General features: G+C 35.1%; 24 protein-coding genes. 10 read left to right on the forward strand and 14 right to left on the reverse strand.

Annotated features, from left to right (window positions below; all coding sequences use genetic code 11):
• The 6 genes from AC3WV0_RS12885 to AC3WV0_RS12910 all read left to right on the forward strand — a co-directional run.
• Window positions 1-1,091 (forward strand): RHS repeat domain-containing protein (locus AC3WV0_RS12885; RefSeq protein ID WP_488846504.1); only part of this gene is annotated, 1,091 nt, incomplete at its 5' end.
• Complete coding sequence (locus AC3WV0_RS12890; protein WP_488846505.1) at window positions 1,088-1,615, forward strand: hypothetical protein; 528 nt, start codon at window positions 1,088-1,090, stop codon at window positions 1,613-1,615. The genes AC3WV0_RS12885 and AC3WV0_RS12890, both read left to right, overlap by 4 nt.
• Entirely contained in the window at window positions 1,615-2,139 is a 525-nt protein-coding gene (locus AC3WV0_RS12895) for a hypothetical protein (protein ID WP_488846506.1), read from the forward strand. Before AC3WV0_RS12890 ends, AC3WV0_RS12895 begins: the two co-directional genes overlap by 1 nt.
• Before the next feature lie 83 nt (window positions 2,140-2,222).
• Window positions 2,223-3,152, forward strand: coding sequence for an RHS repeat domain-containing protein (locus tag AC3WV0_RS12900; protein WP_488846636.1), 930 nt, complete (start codon window positions 2,223-2,225; stop codon window positions 3,150-3,152).
• Window positions 3,153-3,598: 446 nt separating this feature from the next.
• Window positions 3,599-3,784 carry a hypothetical protein gene (locus tag AC3WV0_RS12905; RefSeq protein ID WP_488846508.1) on the forward strand — a complete coding sequence of 62 codons (186 nt, stop codon included), beginning with the start codon at window positions 3,599-3,601 and terminating at the stop codon, window positions 3,782-3,784.
• 102 nt (window positions 3,785-3,886) lie between these two features.
• Window positions 3,887-4,351, forward strand: a complete 465-nt coding sequence (locus AC3WV0_RS12910; RefSeq protein ID WP_488846509.1) for a hypothetical protein — start codon at window positions 3,887-3,889, stop codon at window positions 4,349-4,351.
• Here AC3WV0_RS12910 and AC3WV0_RS12915 read toward each other — a convergent pair.
• The 6 genes from AC3WV0_RS12915 to AC3WV0_RS12940 all read right to left on the reverse strand — a co-directional run bounded on the left by AC3WV0_RS12915 (window position 4,344) and on the right by AC3WV0_RS12940 (window position 8,771).
• On the reverse strand, window positions 4,344-5,255 hold the full coding sequence (locus tag AC3WV0_RS12915) for a TIGR01777 family oxidoreductase (protein WP_488846511.1): 912 nt from the start codon (window positions 5,253-5,255) through the stop codon (window positions 4,344-4,346). The genes AC3WV0_RS12910 and AC3WV0_RS12915 overlap by 8 nt on opposite strands.
• A 74-nt stretch (window positions 5,256-5,329) precedes the next feature.
• A complete protein-coding gene (locus tag AC3WV0_RS12920) occupies window positions 5,330-5,752 on the reverse strand; it encodes a hypothetical protein (protein ID WP_488846513.1) in 423 nt (140 codons plus the stop codon).
• A gap of 137 nt (window positions 5,753-5,889) precedes the next feature.
• Window positions 5,890-6,273, reverse strand: coding sequence for a hypothetical protein (locus tag AC3WV0_RS12925; RefSeq protein ID WP_488846514.1), 384 nt, complete (start codon window positions 6,271-6,273; stop codon window positions 5,890-5,892).
• 81 nt (window positions 6,274-6,354) lie between these two features.
• Window positions 6,355-6,858: a GbsR/MarR family transcriptional regulator gene (locus tag AC3WV0_RS12930; RefSeq protein ID WP_089860010.1), complete on the reverse strand. Its 504-nt coding sequence runs from the start codon at window positions 6,856-6,858 to the stop codon at window positions 6,355-6,357.
• Window positions 6,859-7,134: 276 nt separating this feature from the next.
• The gene (locus tag AC3WV0_RS12935; RefSeq protein ID WP_488846516.1) at window positions 7,135-8,241 is read right to left on the reverse strand and encodes a hypothetical protein; all 1,107 of its coding nucleotides are present in this window, start codon (window positions 8,239-8,241) and stop codon (window positions 7,135-7,137) included.
• Window positions 8,242-8,252: 11 nt separating this feature from the next.
• Window positions 8,253-8,771: an RNA polymerase sigma factor gene (locus AC3WV0_RS12940; protein WP_488846517.1), complete on the reverse strand. Its 519-nt coding sequence runs from the start codon at window positions 8,769-8,771 to the stop codon at window positions 8,253-8,255.
• A 336-nt stretch (window positions 8,772-9,107) separates the two neighbouring features.
• Here AC3WV0_RS12940 and AC3WV0_RS12945 point away from each other — a divergent pair, with 336 nt between their 5' ends.
• A complete protein-coding gene (locus AC3WV0_RS12945) occupies window positions 9,108-9,383 on the forward strand; it encodes a hypothetical protein (RefSeq protein WP_488846518.1) in 276 nt (91 codons plus the stop codon).
• 104 nt (window positions 9,384-9,487) lie between these two features.
• On the forward strand, window positions 9,488-10,690 hold the full coding sequence (locus tag AC3WV0_RS12950; RefSeq protein WP_312902255.1) for a C1 family peptidase: 1,203 nt from the start codon (window positions 9,488-9,490) through the stop codon (window positions 10,688-10,690).
• Between the two features lie 469 nt (window positions 10,691-11,159).
• Here AC3WV0_RS12950 and AC3WV0_RS12955 read toward each other — a convergent pair whose 3' ends face one another.
• Complete coding sequence (locus AC3WV0_RS12955) at window positions 11,160-12,221, reverse strand: NADH:flavin oxidoreductase (protein WP_488846519.1); 1,062 nt, start codon at window positions 12,219-12,221, stop codon at window positions 11,160-11,162.
• A gap of 321 nt (window positions 12,222-12,542) precedes the next feature.
• On the opposite strand from AC3WV0_RS12955, the gene AC3WV0_RS12960 reads away from it, so the two are divergent.
• Window positions 12,543-12,932 (forward strand): winged helix-turn-helix transcriptional regulator, encoded by a 390-nt coding sequence (locus tag AC3WV0_RS12960; RefSeq protein ID WP_488846520.1) that lies wholly within the window; start codon window positions 12,543-12,545, stop codon window positions 12,930-12,932.
• 35 nt (window positions 12,933-12,967) lie between these two features.
• On the opposite strand, the gene AC3WV0_RS12965 is transcribed toward AC3WV0_RS12960, so the two are convergent.
• Window positions 12,968-13,714, reverse strand: a complete 747-nt coding sequence (locus AC3WV0_RS12965; protein ID WP_488846521.1) for an HNH endonuclease — start codon at window positions 13,712-13,714, stop codon at window positions 12,968-12,970.
• A gap of 103 nt (window positions 13,715-13,817) precedes the next feature.
• Entirely contained in the window at window positions 13,818-16,250 is a 2,433-nt protein-coding gene (locus tag AC3WV0_RS12970) for an alpha-ketoacid dehydrogenase subunit alpha/beta (RefSeq protein ID WP_488846522.1), read from the reverse strand.
• A 137-nt stretch (window positions 16,251-16,387) separates the two neighbouring features.
• Here AC3WV0_RS12970 and AC3WV0_RS12975 point away from each other — a divergent pair, with 137 nt between their 5' ends.
• A complete protein-coding gene (locus AC3WV0_RS12975) occupies window positions 16,388-16,681 on the forward strand; it encodes a hypothetical protein (protein WP_488846523.1) in 294 nt (97 codons plus the stop codon).
• Between the two features lies 1 nt (window position 16,682).
• On the opposite strand, the gene AC3WV0_RS12980 is transcribed toward AC3WV0_RS12975, so the two are convergent.
• The 5 genes from AC3WV0_RS12980 to AC3WV0_RS13000 all read right to left on the reverse strand — a co-directional run bounded on the left by AC3WV0_RS12980 (window position 16,683) and on the right by AC3WV0_RS13000 (window position 21,475).
• Window positions 16,683-17,660, reverse strand: a complete 978-nt coding sequence (locus AC3WV0_RS12980) for a polyprenyl synthetase family protein (protein ID WP_488846524.1) — start codon at window positions 17,658-17,660, stop codon at window positions 16,683-16,685.
• A 188-nt stretch (window positions 17,661-17,848) separates the two neighbouring features.
• Window positions 17,849-18,727: a hypothetical protein gene (locus AC3WV0_RS12985; protein WP_488846526.1), complete on the reverse strand. Its 879-nt coding sequence runs from the start codon at window positions 18,725-18,727 to the stop codon at window positions 17,849-17,851.
• A gap of 310 nt (window positions 18,728-19,037) precedes the next feature.
• Window positions 19,038-19,976: a sterol desaturase family protein gene (locus AC3WV0_RS12990; RefSeq protein WP_488846527.1), complete on the reverse strand. Its 939-nt coding sequence runs from the start codon at window positions 19,974-19,976 to the stop codon at window positions 19,038-19,040.
• Between the two features lie 74 nt (window positions 19,977-20,050).
• Complete coding sequence (gene rlmN, locus AC3WV0_RS12995; RefSeq protein WP_488846528.1) at window positions 20,051-21,085, reverse strand: dual-specificity RNA methyltransferase RlmN; 1,035 nt, start codon at window positions 21,083-21,085, stop codon at window positions 20,051-20,053.
• A 42-nt stretch (window positions 21,086-21,127) separates the two neighbouring features.
• Window positions 21,128-21,475: a four helix bundle protein gene (locus AC3WV0_RS13000; protein ID WP_488846529.1), complete on the reverse strand. Its 348-nt coding sequence runs from the start codon at window positions 21,473-21,475 to the stop codon at window positions 21,128-21,130.
• Window positions 21,476-21,507: the final 32 nt, after the last annotated feature.

Consider the following 21,507-nt stretch of genomic DNA (forward strand, 5'->3'; position numbering starts at 1 on the left):
TGCGTTTAAGCTACTTTAAAAACACCAATGGCAGCGTAGAAGTTCTTGAAGAAAACAACTACTACCCTTTCGGGCTGAAGCATGACACCAATATTCTTTCTGTCAACAATTCTTCCTATAAATACCAATACAATGGGAAAGAATACCAGACGGAAACCCGATGGAACGATTTCGGGGCCAGAATGTATATGCCCGATATCGCAAGATGGGGTGTCATTGATCCGTTAGCAGAGCAAATGAGAAGGTATTCTCCGTATAATTTTGCTTTTAATAACCCGATTAATTTCATTGATCCGGATGGGATGGCGCCAAGACAATTAACAATGGCTACGGATGGAGGTGCAGTAGATTACCAGCCTGGATGGACAAACCCTAACTGGTTGGGGTTCGGAGAAGGAAATGATGTACTTGGAACTATATTTTCTGGAGGCGGAGGTAACTTTTCATTAGAAGATTTTGGTGATGTGTATGAAGGAAAGGCTGCTATAAATGCTTTTATGAAAATGATTAATCCACAAAATTACTTCAATGGAATTGATTTTTCGCAGTTTGGTAGTGATATAGGGCCTGGACCTGGAATAGATTTGCTTAGCTTAGTACTTAGCATTGCTGGAGTAAATCCTAATGCCCCTGCAAATATGCTAAGTTTAGGTGTTATTACTTCATTATTTGCCCCAAAAGATGCCTGGATTGCTGTTGGTAATACAAATACTATGAATGAATGGTCCCAAGGGTATATCAAATTTAAAACTGATGGGAAGGGACTTTTTATAGATCCAGGTGATCCACAAGGAGATAGGATAAAGGGAATAACAAATCCTAATACAGGAAAAATAATATTAGCCCCAGGACTATTTGACGGTCAAAGGACAAATTACGGATTAGGTGATGTTATAATACATGAAGTAGATCATTTTAACAATTGGAAAAACGGTAAGCTTCAAGGAAATAATCCTTTAGTAGAAGCCTTAAATGAAGTTTCCGCATATAACTCTGCGGGAGAGTGGACAGGAATTGTAAACTCAGGAGTTAACACATATCTACGAATAATTAACAATTATATTTTCAATTTAAATACATCTATAAAATGAGAAAGAATATTATACTACTAATTTCGTGTATTAATTGTATTTTTTGTTCTACACAAACAAAAATAAATAAAAATAAAGAAATCGATATTATCGTATCGACTCCAATAAATTTAGCTACACAAACCCCTATAAAATATACATTATCAAACAATAGTAAAAACACTTATATTATTGACCCTTATGGTTTTACTGGGGATTCTTATTGGTTATTTGAAAAGAAAAAGCTTAATCCAATTTATTTTTCTAAAGGGTATTATGCCCGTGAAGATGTGGATTGTGAAAATGACCTGATAATATTAAAACCCAAACAAAAAATTGATACAATTTTAAACTTGAACTATATAGATAAAGGAAGATATGATCTTTCTCAACAAGGGAATTATTTGTGGAACGTTAAATCAAAACATGATAGGAAGAATGGTATGCCGTTGAGCTGTAAAAAATATATTAATGATTTAGAGGTTAAAGGATATCATTTTTTAGAAGATAGTATTGTAGCAAAAATTCCTTTTGTAAGAGAGTAATGAAAAAAATAACATCAATAATGACATGCTTTTCTTGTATCATTTGTTCAACTCAAATAAAAATAAATAAAAGTAATGACGTTGACATTCTTATAAAAACACCTGTAAAACTAGTTCCAGAAAGTCCAGTAACCTACACTATTAAAAACAACAGTAAAAAAACATATATTATTGATCCTTACGGTTTTACTGGAAATTCTTATTGGATGTTAAATAATAAAAAATTAAAACCATTTGAATTTTCTAGAGGGTATTATTCGCGTTATACAGATGATGAGTGTAGAAATGATTTGATTATACTGAAACCGAAACAAATAATGGATACTTCTATAGTTCTAAACTATATGGAAAGAGGAGTATATGATTATTCCGAGTCTGGAAATTACGTAATGAATGTTAAATCAAAACATAATAAACAGAATGTTATACGCTTAGGATGTTCATCATACATTCGTACTTTGGAAATGCAGGGATATACAGTGTTGGAAGATAGTATTGTGGCGAAAATTCCTTTTGTGAAATAGAGATATGTGTTGGTTTTCTTTATTGATCAACATAACTGAGAAAATTTTAAATAAAATTAAAAACAGATGGTCATTTAGATCATCTGTTTTATTACCACAAAAAGTATCAGACAGAAACAGGTTGGAATGACTATGGAGCAAGGATGTATATGCCCGATATCGGAAGATGGGGTGTCATTGATCCGTTAGCAGAGCAAATGAGAAGGTATTCTCCGTATAATTTTGCTTTTAATAACCCGATTAATTTCATTGATCCTGATGGGATGGCGCCTAAACGACTAACAATGGCTACGGATGGAGGTATAGTAGATTACCAACCCGGATGGACAAATCCTAACTGGTTGGGGTTCGGAGAAGGAAATGATGTACTTGGAACTATATTTTCTGGAGGCGGAGGTAACTTTTCATTAGAAGATCTTGGTGATGTGTATGAAGGAAAGGCTGCTATAAATGCTTTTATGAAAATGATTAATCCACAAAATTACTTCAATGGAATTGATTTTTCTAAATTTAGTAATTTTGATCCAACACCGAAAAGAAAATATTTAAAAAATAAAAGTGTTTTCAATGGATGGGGTACTGAAACGACAGAAGTACAATATCAGCTAGACCATGCAAATGCTATTTTAGAGATGAAACAAATAATTAACCAAACAGAAGAATTTACTGATAAATTAGATAATGTGATGGATTGGACACCAGCAATAAGTGGAATTAAAGGATTTTATGATTACGTTAAAGAAGGTGCAAAAAGCCTAAATCCAACTACTCTAATAGTAATGTTAGGGTCTACAACTATTTCAATTGAAAATTCTAAAGCCAAAGATTTTCTAGAGATGTATAGAACCGTTCAAAGTAATTATATTGATATGCACGCTAAAAACCCAAGTAATATGAAAGGAATTACTGTAAACATCGATATGATCAAAGGTCCTCAAAACCATATTTGGTCAAGATATAGTTTTTATAATATTAATACTCATCGGTATTTGGGTGGGAGAATATTTGAATAAAATAATTAATATGAGATTAAAATTAATTGTACTAGCTTCAACAATTCTAATATTTTTTATTAGAATATTCTGGAAAGAATCGACTGATTTGCTTAATAAAAATTTTGACTATTTATTTGGAATAACTTTAGATAAATTAGTCATTTATGTATACCAAATAATAGTGATACTTAGCATTACTTCTATCAAAAAAATTAATTTGATAATAATAATATTATTATTGTTAATAAATTTATTACTAATTACTTGTTACTTAGTTAACATTTCTGAGTTAATAATAATTTAAAAAAATTAATAGCTGAAATTAAATATTAATAAAAGCAAACAAGAGTAGAATTCTCTACTCTTGTTTATTTAAGGATAAGATATATTTGCAAACGAGTAGAAGAAACTGTTATGGAGAACAAGGGTAATTCAGTATGACTAAATCATTAGAAATATAAATAATGACAACGCATAATTCCTTGATATCAGATCTCGGAAGATGGGGTGTAGTTGATCCGTTAGCAGAGCAAATGAGAAGGTATTCTCTGTATAATTTTGCTTTTAATAACCCGATTAATTTCATTGATCCTGATGGTAGAATTGAACGTTCTGATATTGATAAAATGCTTCCTTTAGATTTGCAATAGAAAAAATAATAACTTTAGAAAAAGAGAAAGCATTTAATTAAACTAAGAGTGCCTCCTTTAGATAAAACTTTCAGACATTAGTCAATTAAAAAACATTAAATTATGATGATAACAGAAATAGAACAACAAACAATGGATATGGATTGGTTTTTTACGGATGGTGAATATGTGGGATTTATAGCTTCTGGTGGTGGAAAGTTACCTGATTCAGTAGCGAAATCTGAAGAAAAGCGTCAAATATTAGCACGTTATTTTAGAAACTTACCTGAAATATCAGAGGTCATGATCAATCCAAAATTAGACAATATATTGATTAAAATATTTGGTTCAGGGGTTAATAAAAGATATTTAGAAGACTATGTATCTATGACAAAAAAAGGACTATATTCTTTTGATAAAACGTATCCAAATAATTTCTCAGAGCCACATTACCACTTAGTGGCGAACCCAAAGAATCCATTAAAGTTAAAAGAACTGCCACAGAATATAGTTGATGTACTTGAACAAACTTACTATAATAATAACTTGGCAAATGTTGATGAAATAAACATTTCGGAAATCAATTAATCTTTCTGGGTGATAATAAATCCTTAAACACACTTTCAATATCAGGATACGAAAATCTAAAACCATTTTGCATTAACTTTCCAGGATAAACATTTCTGCTTTTTAATAATAATTCGGTTTCGGTTTTTAAAAATAGGGAGGCAAATTCCAACTGCCAGACGGGAGCATTTAAGCCAAACGGAATCTTCATTTCATTTCTCAGCTTATTCATGAAAAGCTCATTGGATAATGAATTCGGAGCAGTTATATTAACGGGACCTGACATAGTTTCACAATCAATGATAAACTCAACGGCCCTGCAGAAATCATGAATATGGATCCAGCTTACTATTTGGTTCCCTCTACCCTGCTTTCCGCCCAGACCTAATCTGGTAATCATTTTAAGTTTTTGAAAAGCACCGCCGTTATTCCCTAGCACGATAGAAGTCCGTAAAGCAACTTTCCTGACATTTTCTGTTTCCTGTTTGAAAAATTCTTTTTCCCAGCTTTTACAGATATTCATCGAAAAATCATCACCAATAATTCCATTTTCTTCAGTATTCAGATGCGTTTCCGAATGGATATAAATTGTTGCCGAACTGGCATTCAGCCAAACTTTGGGTTTATTGATGCATTGATCAACAGCCTTTTGAAGAATTCTTGTACTATTGATTCTTGAATCATAAATTTCTTTCTTGTTCCTGTCAGTATATCTGCAATCGACTGATTTTCCTGTCAGGTTGATTAAAACATCTGCATTTTCAAAAAGATTTTTCCATGCTCCTAAGGTTTCTCCGTCCCAATGATATTCATTTGGGCGTTTTGGACTTCGGGTAAAAATAGTAACCTCATAGCCTTTGTCTGTAAAATATGTTTCAAGGTTCTTGCCGAGAAAACCTGTTCCGGCAGCGATGATTATTTTCATTTTGATTTAGTTTTATGAGTACAGTATTAAATTCCTAATACTAACTGTTTCGACGCTCGCTTCGCTCGCGTTATTTAGCAGTTTTTATTTTCTGCGGTTGTCTTTAAATTTCTGCTTTCCCGATCAGAAAAACTAATGCTTAAAGACAATATAATCAATACAGGCGACGCAGCGAGCCAGGAAACAGGCGTCCATTCAAGGAAATTGTTAAAAGCCGTATACTTGAGACTAAGGCACAAAATAAACAGTAAAAAAGTGATTACCACATACGTGGAAACAAAAATATAAACGATTCTGGAATGCGTTCTCGCGTAATTTTTATTGCAAAATTTCACTATGTTTAAGGTATATTGAAGAATCGCCAGAAGAAAAAATTCAATCTGTACTAACGTAATCAAAGATTCATTTTTCGTTATGGCAAGCATTAATAATGTTATTATAAAAAGAAGAATTATTGTCTGCTGAATGCGTAAATCATATTTCAGTAAAGTTTTCATGGCTATTGATTTTAAAGGTTTAAAAAATCTCCTCTTGTTCGTTTATTCTGCACTTTGAATGTAAAATACATCCAGATTTTAAATACGAGTGTTTTCATTTTTATATATTTCTCTATTTATTGCTTGTTTACCACTATTCAAGAGATAAAATCCTGACTTTCTGCTTTATTTTTCTGCGTCACTTTAATAAGATAAAAACCATATAGCAGATAGTAAATGTTAAAAAGTACACCTCCAACTCCCATAAAATAAAGCACCATGTCTATTCTATTTTCAACCGTTAGTATCGATATAAAATATAATAGAAGGAAAAACAAAATAACACCGAAAAAATAGTATTGATTGAATTTGCTTGCGAAAAGAGAAATTCTTAATAAAAAGCCCAATAAATTTGAAATACCAACATAAAAAAGCGCGATAAAAAATTTCATACCAGAATAATCGATAATAACGTATAAAGTACTTACAAGGCTTACCATTAACTGGAATATCACTTCTGCTTTTAAGACTTTTAGTTTCATAATATAAAGTTTTTAATATTATTATATTTTCAATAATTTTTGAAACATAAACTGAAATAAAAAAGGATTTTAAAACCCTTTCTATTTTAATAAATTGGTAATCTTGCCCACCAGCCAATGATCATCACTTTTTATGGCAAGATCCATAATATTGTTTATTTTTCCTGTTACTGAACTGAAGTCTTCCATTAATTTGATGAATTCTTTAGCTTCTTCCGAGTCTTTATCCTCAATATTTTTCAGTTCTTCCAAAAAAGAAATTACCGGTTCGATCTCTCTTTTTCTTCTTTCTTTAGTAATCTGCTTAAACAAAAACCAAACGTCTTTTTCAGCAACAAAATATTCTTTACGATCGCCTTTTACAAACTCCTTCCTTACAATTCCCCAGTCCATTAAAGCACGGAGATTCATGTTGGCATTTCCTCTTGATATTTGCAGTCCTTCCATCACCTCATCGGTAGACAGTGGTTTTCCGGTTGCCAAAAGCAACGCATGAACCTGCGCCATCGTCCGGTTGATTCCCCAGTTGGTAGCAAATGTGCCCCAGGTCTGAATGTATTTTTCTTTTGCTTCTGAAAGTTTCATATTGCTTTTAAATCTTACACAAATATAATTAAATATTTTGAACTTTCAATAATTATTGAAAATATATTAAATAAAAACAGTTATCCTTCTTTGAATTCCTGCTAACACTAATTTTAATTTCTATTTATTATATTCCTATATTTCCGAATCATCTCAACAAATTCTGTTTTGTAACTATTCAGAAGGTTGCTCTTTATCGGAAAAAAAAGAAACTTCCGTAGAAATTTCTTATAAGATTTATATTGAATGAGTATTAGTTGTTAAAATTTTTCAGCATTATTCTTTCAGGAGTTTCTCATTAAAGAGCTTTTTAAGCCTTTTCTTTTCTTTTTTGGAAATAGATTTGGTAATAACGACAATCACACCGTTACGCGCTTTTTCCCCTGAAAACAATGGAGCCGCCTGCTCGGCTTTCAGAACCGTCACCGCCTCAATCTTTTTAGAATCTAAATTTTTGAAAGTCTCCATATCAGATACTTTACCGTCAATAACGACCATCGGATTCTGATTTGACTGGGCTCTTCCACGGATAATGATCGAACCATTTACCTTATTTGATATTCCCGATAAAACATTGGTATGTAACCCCGGTGTGAGTTTAAACATACTCGTATCTGCTTTTTCAGCCAAACGGTTTCCTGTAACGGGATTAAATGCTAACGGTTTTTGCGCTTTTGTGTTGACTTTATTATAAGATTTAATTTCCGTTTCTTTTTCCTTAAGATTAAATGCCAGATTTGGATAAGAAGATTCCGCAGAGTCTCCTACCGTATTAAAACTTGAAACTTTCTGGCTTGATGCAAGAGCAGCACCCATAGAAGCCTTTTCTTTCTTTATTCCCATAGCAACGACTTCTTCTATGTTCTGACGTCTTATACTATCCATCGCCATCATTTTCTGTTCAACGACCTGCGCGGCCTCTTCATGAGATACTGCAGCAGCGCTCATTTCAGAAATCGGAGAAGCCGGAAGATCTGCCTTCAATTTTGGAGCTGACTGGTACGCTATTATTTTTTCAGAAGGAACAGGTAAGGTTTTATTTTGAATATTCATCTTTACCATACTGTCAATCTTCTGCACCTGTACTAAAGGTTCAGCAGAAACATCCTCTTTACCACTCGTTTGAGTCGCTATTATTTCCTGCTGCATTTGCTTACTTTGTTTTTTGTCCGTGAAGTAAAAAATTCCGGATGCAATCAATAGGCTGGCTGCTATCCCATAAGGAATCCAGACCGGGATCACTTTCCGTTTCTTTTCTTCTTTTTTATCTAATCTTTCTTCAACCTTCGCCCAAACTTTATCAAAACCAGGAAAAGTCGCAGGTTCTTCTAAGTTTTTAGAAGCCTCATTGAAAGCTTTATCGATATCGTGATTATTTTCCATTGTTTTAAGATTTAAATATTTTGGTTGACAAGAAGTTCCTGGAGCTTTTTCCTTGCGAAATTGAGCTGCGATTTCGAGGTTCCTTCACTGATGGAAAGCATGGTGGCAATTTCCTTATGAGGATAACCCTCAATGGCAAACAGGTTGAAAATTGCCCGGCAGCCCTCCGGCAGAAAATTCAGGAGGCTAAGGATATCCTTTTCAAAAGAGACGTTTTCTGTAACAATATCAGAAGTGATTACGTGATTCTCTTCCAGTGATATATGCAGATGTTTGGAGGCTCTCAGCTTTTGCAGGCATTCATTGACCGCAATCTTTCTTGCCCACACTTCAAAAATTTCAGACTGATGAAGCTGGTCTATTTTAGTAAAAATCTTATAAAAAGTATCGGCCATAGCTTCTTCGATATCTTCATCACGTTTAAGGTATCGTTTGCAGACCGAATATAATTTTCCCGCCATCTGTTCGTAGACTTTCCGCTGCGCATTGCGGTTGTTCCGCTGACATTCCAATAATAGCTCTCGTTCCATAATCAGGCTTTATATCTACATAGATGCAGAAAGTTTTAAAAAGGTTGGAAACATAATAAACTTTTTTTAAAAATAAATGTTTAAACTAAAATTTAAACCATCACTCAGCTTTCTTTTCTAATTTTTTAACACAAAGATTTCTATTTTTTATACATATTGAGAGCGAGCAAAGGAAGGATCAGTAAACTGAACTGATTAAGCATAAGGCATCATACGTATGCTTAATCAGCGGCTTTGCGCCACACTTTGCTCCCTTAAAAAATAAACGAAGTGATAATTAAACTTTGCGTTAATACTATGATTTTATAAATATGGTTTAAGTTAACAGATTTATTGATGAAATCTCCAAAATATCATTTGCATTTTAAAAACAACAATGCTTTGTCTGAAATATTTGAAGCACCGGGCAGAATATATATGACACCGGACAAAGTGTATAAGCCTTCCGCCAAACTATATAAGGCATCCTCCAAACTATATGAAGCACCGGACAAAATAGATATGACATGTTCCAAAATAGATAAGGCTTTGTCCAAAGTATATGAAGCTTTGTCCGGAATGTATAAGGCACCGGAAGAAATAGATGAAGCATTGGCTATGAAAATTTTTTAAATCTATTTTACCTTTTCATAAAAAATCATAAACAGATTTAACCTTTTTGTTTGTAACAAATCTTTACTATACACGACTATTCGTGTAAATAATCTTTTACAGTAATGAAAAATACCAGATTTGTATCATTACTTTTTGTTTTGTCTGCAGGAAGTATGATGTTTGCTCAGGATGACTTAATCAACAAGTTAAAAAACAATCAATCTCAAAATGCTAATTTCCAGTTCACTACACTGAAGGATGTAGGCGCAACATCGGTGAAAAACCAGGGCTCTTCAGGAACATGCTGGAGCTATTCAGGGAACTCATTCCTGGAATCTGAAATGCAGAGAATGGGTAAAAAACCCGTTGATCTTGCAGAAATCTTTACCGCAAGGAATTCTTATCACGACAAAGCAAAATTATATGTTTTAAACAATGGGGCTATCAGCTGGGGCGATGGAGGAGAATTGCACGATGTCATCAATATGTATAAAAAATACGGAGCAGTTCCTCAGGATGTTTACACCGGTTTAAAGCAAGGACAAACCTTGAATAATTTCTCTGAAATGCAGGGCAAACTGAAACCTGTTTTAGACAGTCTTGTTCAGGCAGGATCTAAAGGAAAACTGACTGATAACTGGATGTCTTCCGTAGATGCTATTCTCGATCAGTATTTAGGAAAAGTTCCTGCTAACTTTACCTATGAAGGAAAATCTTACACTCCTAAAACGTTTGCTAAAGAAGTGGTAGGCATCAATCCCGAAGACTATGTGGAAATTTCTTCTTACAAAGATTACCCGTATTACCAGAAGTTCGTTGTTCCGATCCCGGACAACTGGAGCCATGATTCTGACTGGAATGTTCCGATGAAAGATTTAACGGCAATTATCGATAATGCTGTGAATAAAGGATATTCTGTGGGCTGGGCAACTGATGTTTCGGAACCTTATTTCTCTTACAAAAACGGAGTAGCTTACGTTCCGGATATGGATCTCGATCAAATCAACAAAGACAATAAAGCAACGCTTTTCACAGAGCCTAAAAAAGATAAAACCATCACTGAAGATATGCGCCAGCAGGCTTTGAATAACCTGTCAACAACTGACGACCACGGAATGCATATCGTAGGACTGGCAAAAGACCAAAGCGGAAAAGAATATTACATGGTGAAAAACTCATGGGGTGTAACGAATGATTTTGAAGGATACATCTATGTGACAAGACCTTACGTAGAATATAAATCTACTGCAATTCTCGTTCACAAAGATGCTCTTCCTAAGAGTATCAAAAAAGAGCTGAAGCCAACAAAAAGTATCGGCCTGTAACAATTGATCATTCTTGTCATGCAAATGGCAATTTTAGATATTTAGATCTGTTAAAAAACCGTTTTCAAATTGAAGACGGTTTTATTTTTAGCTTAAATCAGTTAAATATTAATCTGTTTAAAACGGATCAACAGGCATTATGATAAATGACGTACGGTCAACACCTCGTTGACCGCCCGATAGAGGGTGTGTTGACCGGTGCATCAACGGTGCCTTGACCGCCCGAGTGATGGTGTATTGACAAAATATCCTTAATGCTAAGTTTTATGATACTATTTGAAAAAAAATTACAATAAAAATAACCCCGGCTCAGAACTTTGTTCTGAGCCGGAGCTGTTAAAAAATTTAAATAGGTAATCAAGATATAAGTAAAATAATCAACAGTGACGTCTTCTTCGCAGTGAATAGTAATTGTCAATTCTGAAATAAAATTGACGGCGAAGCAGATTCACACTATCGACCCTTAACTTTAGTATAATACACCCAGGCTTTCAGCTGAGAAATCCAGCAATGCCTCGGTATTGTTTTCTTTAATTTTTTTAGCCCATTCCGGATCCTGAAGAATAGCACGGCCCACTGCAACAAGATCGAAATCTCCCCTTTCAAGTCTCCTCGTAAGCTCTGTAAGGTCTGCTTTTTCAGTTCCTTTTCCGCCGAAAGCAGCCATAAAATCCCCTTCAAGCCCTACAGAACCGACCGTAATCGTTGGCTGACCGGTAATTTTCTTTGCCCAGCCTGCGAAGTTCAGATCAGAACCTTCAAATTCCGGCTCCCAGAATCTTCGTTGTGAACAATGGAAGATATCTACTCCAGCTTCTTTTAACGGTAACAGCCATTCTTCCATTTCTTCAGGAGTATTCGCCAGTTTTGTTGAATAATCCTGTTGTTTCCATTGGGACAGACGGATGATAATGGTAAAATCTTCTCCCACGGCAGCTCTGATTGCTTTAACGACATCTACTGCAAAGCGGCTTCTTTCTTTAATGGTTTTTCCACCGTATTCATCTGTTCTGGTATTGGTTACTTCCCAGAAAAACTGATCAATCAGATATCCATGCGCTCCATGAATTTCAAGCACATCGAAACCAAGATCCTTAGCCGATTTCGCAGAAGCTGCAAACTGAGAAATCGTATCCTGAATATCTTCCAAAGTCATTGTCGAAGCTTTTTCCATGTCTTCTAGTGGATAATCCGGCGTGCTTCTCGTATCACCTACATGCCAAATCTGAGGTCCCATTTTTCCTCCATGTTCATGTACGGCGTCGATCACATTTTTCCATCCGTTTAAGGCTTCCGTTCCGTAAAAATCAGGGATGTTCTGCATATTTTTTGAAGCCGGCCTGTTGATCACCGTTCCTTCAGAAATGATCAATCCCACTTCAGCAGCTGCTCTTCTCGCATAATAATCTGCAATCTGTTGCGTCGGAACTCCGTTATCTGATTGTGCCCTTGTCATCGGGGCCATTACGATTCTATTTTTTAGTGTTAAATTCTTGTATTGAAAAGGCTTAAATAATGATTCTGTGCTCATTTTTTAATTTGTATTTAATAATTGTTACACAAAGTAACTAATAATAGTTCGTATTTGTGTCTTTCGAAGAAAAAAAGTGGTAACTTTGCGGTAACTGATGATGGTAACGTGGAGGTAACGGTGAGGGTAAGGTTGAGGTTGAGACTAAGGCTAAGAGAACTCAATAGTTTCAGCTAGAAATGTTGAGAATGGAAAATGGAAAATCAAAACTCTGTGCATTCTTATAAGTAGAACGGCTTTGTGAGCCTAAAACAGAACATATTTAAAAAAAACTTTGTGACCTGTGTGTTCAAAAAAGACCAACAATTTAAAACAAACTTTATGAAAAAGAACGAATTAATGCAATATAGCTGTCCGCTTGGCAAAGCAATGTCTGCCTTGGGAAGCAAATGGAAACCGATCATTGTTTTGGTTATTAAAGACCGGAAATTGCGTTTTGGGGAACTTGCGGCGCGTATTAATGTGATTTCCAGAAAGGTTCTTACCGATCAGCTTCGGGAGATGGAAGCCGATGGATTGGTCGTTCGTGAAGAGTTTAAAGAAATTCCTCCAAGAGTTGAGTATTCACTTACAGAAAAAGGATTAGCATTGCTTCCGATTTTGTACCAGCTTGAAGAATGGGAAATGAAATATCATGTATATGATCCGGAAAAAGAGAAAGCTTGTAAAATGATTATGGAAGGGAAGAAGGTGCAGAAGACTGTTGTTTGATTTTTCTCTATTGTTTTTACAAATTAAAATAAATATTACAAATTGTTCTTTATGCGCTCAATTCCTATTTTAATATTATTCTCAATTCTTTTTATATAATCTTCCCTAGAATCAAAATCAGACAGCAATCCGACATCAATTAATGGATATAAAGAATAATCTAAATGAGGATCAAGTCCTTTATGACAAGTATGGCATAAAGTTATTAAATTCTTCTCTTCTGTTAATCCTCCAACAGAGTGTGGAGTGATATGATGTAAATGTAATTCGATGTGTTCATTATTTTGAGGTGAATTGCCACAAATTTTGCATCTAAAATTATCTCGTTTTAAGATTTTCATTCTAAGCTTTGGATTTGCAGCTCTATTAAATTTGCATTTTGGCACTGATCCAATCTCTTGATATCCTCCATAATAAGTTTTGATATTTTTTTGCGGCTTAATTATTTCCGATAAAAATTTTTCACAAATTTTTTTTGTGATTAGTCCATTACCACCAAAAAAATTCATAAATAATATAAAATCTTTATCATTATTAATAATAAGTAAAGGCTCATTTATATCTTTAAATAATTGAATTGCAATTTCTGGAACAATTAATGATGGCTCTCTAAGTTCAATTAATTGATTTTCTTCATCAAAGCCACACCAATTTGTTATAAAGCTATAGGTAAATTTATTATTTTCATCAGAAAAAAGTGAAAACTGAAAATATTCAGTATCATCCAAGACATGTTGATGCATCAGTCTTTTTAATTCTATATTTAAATTATTTTTTCTCATATCATATACATGCGAAAACAAATTTACACATTATTATATTTATTGAACATAAAAAAAACCGCTCCCAAAGAAAGCGGTTTCAAAATTTATCTAAAAGTTCCGGTTAAAATATCGCAGGATATTTCTGAGGATTTGTTTCATTAAACAGGGCGTAGATTTTCTCTACCATATCATCTGCAGATGGCTTGCTGAAGTAATCTCCGTCACTGGCGTACGCCGGTCTGTGATCATTGGCAGATATCGTCAACGGATCAGAATCTAAGAATCTGAATGCTTTCTGTTTTTCTAAAATCTGCTGTAGAATAAACGCTGAAGTTCCTCCTTCCACATCTTCGTCGATCACTACCAATCGGTTTGTTTTCTTTACAGATTCAGCAATTTCATGGGTTAAATCAAAAGGAATCAACGACTGAACGTCAATTACTTCCGCAGAAATTCCCAATTTTTCCAGCTCTTCTGCGGCTTCCATGACAATTCTCCAGGTAGAACCATATGTCACCAAAGTAACATCTTTTCCTTCTTTTGTCACCTCGATTTTTCCGACAGGAACCGTGAATTCACCTAAGTTATCCGGTTGTTTTTCTTTTAATCGATAGCCATTCAAACATTCAACGATTACCGCAGGATCGTCACTCTGAAGCATCGTATTGTAGAACCCGGCAGCTTTTGTCAGATTTCTAGGAACCAATACCAAGATCCCTTTGGAAAGGTTAAGAATTCCCGCCATCGGAGAACCGGAATGCCATACGCCTTCCAGTCGGTGACCTCTTGTTCTGATGATTACAGGCGCTTTCTGACCTCCTTTTGTTCTGTACTGAACCGTTGCCAGATCATCACTCATTCCCTGTAAACAATATAAGATATAATCTAAATATTGGATTTCAGCAATTGGTCTTAAACCTCTCATTGCCATCCCAATACCTTGTCCTAAAATCGTAGCTTCACGGATTCCGGTATCGGCAACACGAACTTCACCATATTTTTCCTGCATTCCCTCAAGTCCCTGGTTTACGTCACCGATGTTTCCGGCATCTTCGCCAAATACTAAAGTTTCAGGATATTTTTCGAAAATCTTATCGAAATTATTTCGTACCACTACTCTTCCGTCAACATCTTCAGAATTTTCAGAATAGATAGGTTTTACTTCTTTTACGTTTTCAGCTTTCCACTGCGATTGAGAATAAAGATGAGAAGAATAATTGTCTTTTTCAACCTCGAAAATCTCACTATACTTCTGCATCAACTGGTTTCTTTCTGCAGAATTTGTTCCTCTTGTCGCCAGTAAAGATCTTCTCACCAGATGGAAAACATCTTTTTTCGCCTTAGAAACCAATTTATTAAACTGGCTGATATATTTTTCAATTTCAGCATTCTGACCTTTAAGGTTTTCAACTAAAGGCAAAACAGCATGAACTAAATCCGTGATGGTTTTCTGATAATTTTCCCAGGCGGTTTTCTGTCCGGCCTTTACTGTTCTTTTAGCCTCTTCATCGATGGCGTCAAGTTCTTCAGCAGTTGCCAAAACTTCTTCATGACCGTCAATTTCAATGGAATAATTTAAAATCCATTCTTTAAATTTAACCAAACCGTCGAATTGAGATTCCCAGGCCAGACGATCTTCATTTTTATACCTTTCGTGAGATCCGGAAGTCGAATGCCCTTGAGGCTGTGTCACTTCAACAACATGAACTACCACGGGAACGCTTTCTACTCTCGCAAACTGCTCTGCTCTGGCATAAGCATCCAGTAATGAAGGATAATCCCAAGCTTTTACCTGAATGATTTCACATCCCTGGAATTCACCTTCTTTTCTCTGGAATCCGCTCAGCATTTCCGCAATATCTGCTTTAGCTCTTTGCTTCATGGTAGGAACAGAAATTCCATACCCATCGTCCCAGATTGAAACAATCATCGGAACCTGAAGCGCACAGGCTGCATTCAACGTTTCCCAGAAGTGACCTTCTGCAGTAGAAGCATCTCCGATCGTTCCAAAAGCGATCTCGTTACCGTCTTTTGAGAATTTTTCTGAACCTTCAAATTTTACTGATTTATATATTTTGGAAGCCTGCGCCAATCCTAATAATCTTGGCATCTGCCCGGCTGTCGGAGAAATATCAGAAGAAATATTTTTCTGCGCCGTTAAATCTTTCCAGCTTCCGTCTTCATTTAAACTTCTTGTAGCGAAGTGGCCATTCATCTGTCTTCCCGCAGAGGCAGGCTCTCTTTCAACACTTGTGTCTGCATACAGCTGAGCAAAGAAACTTTCAACAGTTAATGCATTGACAGCCATTGCAAAGGTCTGATCTCTGTAATATCCCGAACGGAAGTCTCCATTTTTGAAAACTTTCGCCATTGCAAGCTGAGGAAGTTCCTTACCATCCCCAAAAATACCAAATTTAGCTTTTCCTGTAAGAACTTCTCTTCTGCCTAAATAAGACATTTCACGAGAAATCCTTCCTAACTTATAATCTTCAAGTATTTGATTTTTAAAGTCTTGAAAGGAAATTTGCTGTGTTTCAATATAGGTTGTCTGCATAGCCCGATAAAAAATTTTATAATTCGTGAAGTATTTTGCTAATATACACTTTTTAAATTAATTTTAATTTTTAATAATCTTTTTTAAAAATTTGATAATAAAAAAAATTGTATTTATATTGAAAAAAAATTGTAGAAATGGAAAAGAAGTCCACTCATATTCTGAATGCTTCCAGCAATTTATTGGGGTTTTCACTGGTCATTATCACTTCCTTAAAGATCACTAAGATCAGTCACAGCACGCATTTGGACGAATTTGCAGGAGTTGCCTGCTTATTTTTCGCCTTCAGCTGCTTCTTTTCTTTTCTGGCGATAAGATCCCAGCGGGAAAAGCAGGGGTTCCGATTTGAAACTATTGCGGATTATTTATTTTTAATCGCTTTATTTTGTATAGTTTTAGCTGTAATCATTGTAACAATGGAAATAATTTAATTTAAAATTTTCGCTCAATTACGTAATCCAGCATAATATGTAAAGATTTTCTGGCTTCGGAATCGGGAAATTCGTTAAGGATGTCTTTGGCTTTTTGTTGAAAATCTTTCATTACTGAAATAGCATAATCCAGCCCACCGGAACTTTTTACAAAGCTGATCAGCTCTTTTACACGTTTCTGATCATTATTGTACCGTTTAATAGTATTAAAATAGTACTTTTTGTCTTTTTCGTCAGCATTTCTCAACGTAAAAATCAGTGGCAGTGTCATTTTCTGTTCTTTGATATCAATTCCTACCGGTTTTCCGATCACATTTGAGGTCAGGTAGTCGAAAAGATCGTCTTTAATCTGAAAAGCCATTCCGGTATAGGTTCCGAAATCCATCATTTTTTTTGCCAAATCTGCATCAGCATTGTTCGACAATACGCCAATCTCGCAACATGCGGCGATTAAAGTAGCTGTTTTCTGACGAATAATTTCGTAATATACTTCTTCCGTAATATCCAACTTTCTGGCTTTTTCAAGCTGTAAAAGTTCACCTTCAGACATTTCACGGATCGTTCTGGAAATTACACCCAACAGATCATAGTCTTTGTGGTCTGTTGAAAGTAAAACCGATTTCGACAAAAGATAATCTCCTACCAGAACCGCAATTTTATTTTTCCACAGGGCATTGATTGAAAAAAAGTTGCGCCGTTTAAAGCTTTCATCCACCACATCGTCATGAACCAAAGTTGCAGTGTGAATCAGTTCGATCATCGAAGCACCTCGGTAGGTCTTTTCGTTAACATCTCCTACAAGCTTTGCACAAAGAAAAACGAACATGGGGCGCATCTGTTTCCCTTTTGTCGTAACGATAAAACGCGTGACTTTATCTAATAAAGGTACTTTACTCTGCATGGATTCATAAAACTTCTGCTCGAAAAGTTTCATTTCCTCATTGATCGGTCGCTTGATTTCTTCTACAGTGTTCGCCACAATCTTTGGATGATGGATAAATTATTAATTACAACAAAGATAATTTTTTTCAGTCAATTTTAAGGTAATTTAATACGAATATCAATTTTTTAGTTTTAACGTAAAGTCGTAGAGAATTATATAATTATTGAATATTTTTACGTTAGAAAAGGTGCTTAGTTCAGCAAATGATACAAATGTTTAAATTATTAATCTTTGAGCCTGTCATTTGGAATAAAATACAGACTCTGCTTTGATCCGCCTATTGGTGAATGAAACTTCTCACCGGAAATATACATTCCACTGTCATCCACTGCAATTCCTTCGATCTGGCCAATGGATAAAGCGCTTCCTAAATAATATCTTTTGGGAGCCTCATCGAAAAACATTCCTGGAGCGGATTCATTAAAGATATTTAAAAAGACCTCTGTTTTCTTTGTATAGCCGATGAGGTATAGTTTTTTATTGAAATAAGAAGCATCGGTAACTACAAAATTCGTTTTGAAAGATTCTGTTTTCTGGGCTTGCTGCTTATCCGGATGGTTAGGATCAATTATATAATGTGTTGTCGATTTTGAACTCCATTCCTTGGTAAAAAGGTGGATTTTTCCATTCAGATAAATCATCGCTTCGGCATCAAAATAAGTAAAAGTATTTCTGGAAATAAACTCTTTCTGCTCAGGATATTCAAAGGAAATCAAGCTCATTGAAGCATGTTCAGATAAATTGTCATTAAAAGATATCTTGTAGATTTCCAGATCTTTTCTTGTTCCGCTGTTATTACCGAAATCGCCGATATAAAAATTCTGTCCGTCATTGGTTAAAGCTTCCCAGTCTTTATTTTTACCGTTGATTTTTATTGTATTTACAATTGCTCCTGTTGCTTTATCCAGTTCGAAAAGTTCGGGAAAATTTCCGCTGTCATTGAATGTGTAAAGCTTTCCGTTCATCAAACTAAGACCAGACGTTTCCTTAATTCTTTCATCGAGATAACTTATTCTGTATTTTCTGATTTTAAAAATAGCGGACTGCTGAGCAGGCGAAGGAGTGGAGATTGTAATAATAAAAGTCAGAAATATTTTTTTCATTTTGTAAAAATATTATAAATGACCTTAATTTTTGTGTTAATTCAAGTTTATATAATAAAGAATCTTTTTTTACGCAACGGGCGCAAAGCTTTATTGTAAATGATTGCGTTTATTTTTCGTTCGCAAAGGCGTTAACACTCAGCAAATGATAGCAAAACCTAATATTGAATTATAATTTGTATCTTAATAAGCGACTTTCACTCAATAAAAGGTTTGAAGGATTGATATGCATAAGCCAATAAAAAGACTAACAAAATCCGCCTGAATTGATTATATAGATTTCATTGAAAATTAATTAATATTATAAAAATTAGGCCGATTTCTTTCCCATCTGTTCTTTTTTCTTATTTTTCTTCGCCAAATAATCCTTTTGATATTGTCTTACTGTTTTTCCTGTTCCGTCGTGTCGCCATCCGGGAGAATTAAAAATATAATTAATTCTGTCTGACAACTTTAAACCCGGCTGTTTAATATCTTTCCAGATTTTTCGCCATTCATAGAGAAGAACGGTATCCGGTTTATTGTCAGGCATTTTAGGGTAAATTCCGTATTTTACGGGTACATTCGGATCTTCTTTTTCAAAAGTTCCGAAAATTTTATCCCAGATAATCAGGCACATTCCCATATTTCTGTCCAGATACTTGATATTGCAGGCATGATGCACACGGTGATGAGAAGGAGTAACCAGTATATATTCCAAAATACCCATACTTTTTACGGTCTGGGTATGAACCCATGTTCCATAAACCTGTCCGATCGCATAAACGACCATAATATGCCATGGATTAAATCCTAAAAAAGCTAACGGAGAAAAATACAAGTATCTGTAAAGAGGCTGCAGAACAGGACTTCTGAACCCTGTTGTCAGGTTGAAATATTCGGAGTTATGATGCGTAATATGAACTGCCCAGAATGCTCTGGAATGATGATCGACGTAGTGAAGAACATAGTACGCAAAATCGGTCACCACAAAACAGATCAGCCAATACCAGATGGTATAATCCCACGAGAAAAGTCTGTGATTGAAAAAGAAAAACATGACCCCCATGGCAAAAGCCTTCATCACAACGTCCAACCCAAAGTTGAGTACCGCAAGATAAACACTTGTAGCAACATCTTTACCATTGTACAGTTTAGCTTCTGCAACATGACTGTAGATCATCTCTGCAAGAATAATTGTAGCATGAACCGGAATTGACCAGGCATAAACGTTTTCAAGGCCGTCTTTGCCTACAAAATAATCCATCATTGTTACCTGATTTTGTACAAAGTTAGGATTTTAAGAAAACGTTAAGGATTTTTTTTGATTTTTTTAATGAAATTTTAATCCGCTGTTTTATTGGCGAGTTGGCCGCATGCGGCATCAATGTCCCCTCCACGGCTTTTTCTTACGACACAGACAATACCTGCATTTTCAAGCTGACGAATGTAATTTTCTTCCGCCTGTTTGTTGCACTGGTCATATTTGCCGTCACCAATAGGATTGTATTGAATTAAGTTAACTTTAGAAGGAACCTGTTTACAATATTTGATCAATGCCTTGATATCTTCATCCCCATCGTTGATTCCTTTCCACACACAATATTCAAACGTGATCACTGAGCCTGTTTTCTGATACCAATATTGAAGCGCTTCCATAATTTCGGTCAAAGGAAACTTATCTGAGAAAGGCATGATCTCATTACGTTTTGATTCAATCGCAGAGTGAAGTGAAAGAGCAAGCTTTACCCTCAAATCATCATCAGCAAGCATTTTGATCATTTTGGGAATTCCTGATGTAGAAACGGTAATCCTTCTCGGAGACATCCCTAAACCTTCCGGCTGGGTAATTTTCCTGATGGCCTCTACCACGTTTTTGTAGTTCATCATCGGCTCGCCCATTCCCATAAACACAATATTGGAAAGCGGCCTGTTGAAATACATTTTACTCTGGCTGTCGATCAACGCAACCTGATCTACGATTTCGGCAACTTCAAGGTTTCTCATTCTTTTGAGTCTTGCCGTTGCGCAGAATTCACAGTTTAAAGAACATCCAACCTGTGAAGAAACGCAGGCTGTGGTTCTGGTTTCTGTCGGAATTAAAACGGATTCCACGAGCAGCCCGTCGTGCAATTTTACGCCATTTTTAATAGTCCCGTCCGTACTTTTCTGAAGAAGATCTACAGAAACGGGATTAATCGTATATTCCTCGGAAATTCTTTCGCGAAGACTTTTCGAAAGATTCGTCATTTCATCAATCGAATGGAGGTTTTTACTCCACAGCCAATCGTACACCTGTTTCGCACGGAAAGGCTTTTCTCCCAAAGAAACAAAGTAATCTTTGAGCTGGTCGAGTGATAAAGTTCTGATGTCTTTCATAATTATTTAAAGAACCAAGTTAAAAGTAAAAATTAAAAGGTTTTATAACTTTGTGTTGTTAACTATTGCTGCTAAAATATTTTTTAATTCAGCGCTTTCATTCAATAATAGTTTAAATTCTTCAGAATCATAACCTTCCAGTTTTTCTAAAACCCGAAGCCAGAAATTACTTTCTCTAGCTTCTCTCAAAGCAATTTTTACTTTATTTTTAAAATCTGCTTTTGAAGATCCTGCTTGTGATTCTTCATAATTTGCCCCTATCGAAGTGGCTGATTTTCCAAGTTGAAACCTAATTAACTTACTTTCAGGATCATTCGGCAGTGTTCTTAAAAACTTAAGACAGCTTACTCCAAACAAAAAAGTTCTTGTAAGTAAATCATTTTGTTTCATTTTGTGTTCTTTAACTTTTTACCTTTAACTTG

This window comes from Chryseobacterium sp. 27AL, from assembly GCF_057815395.1.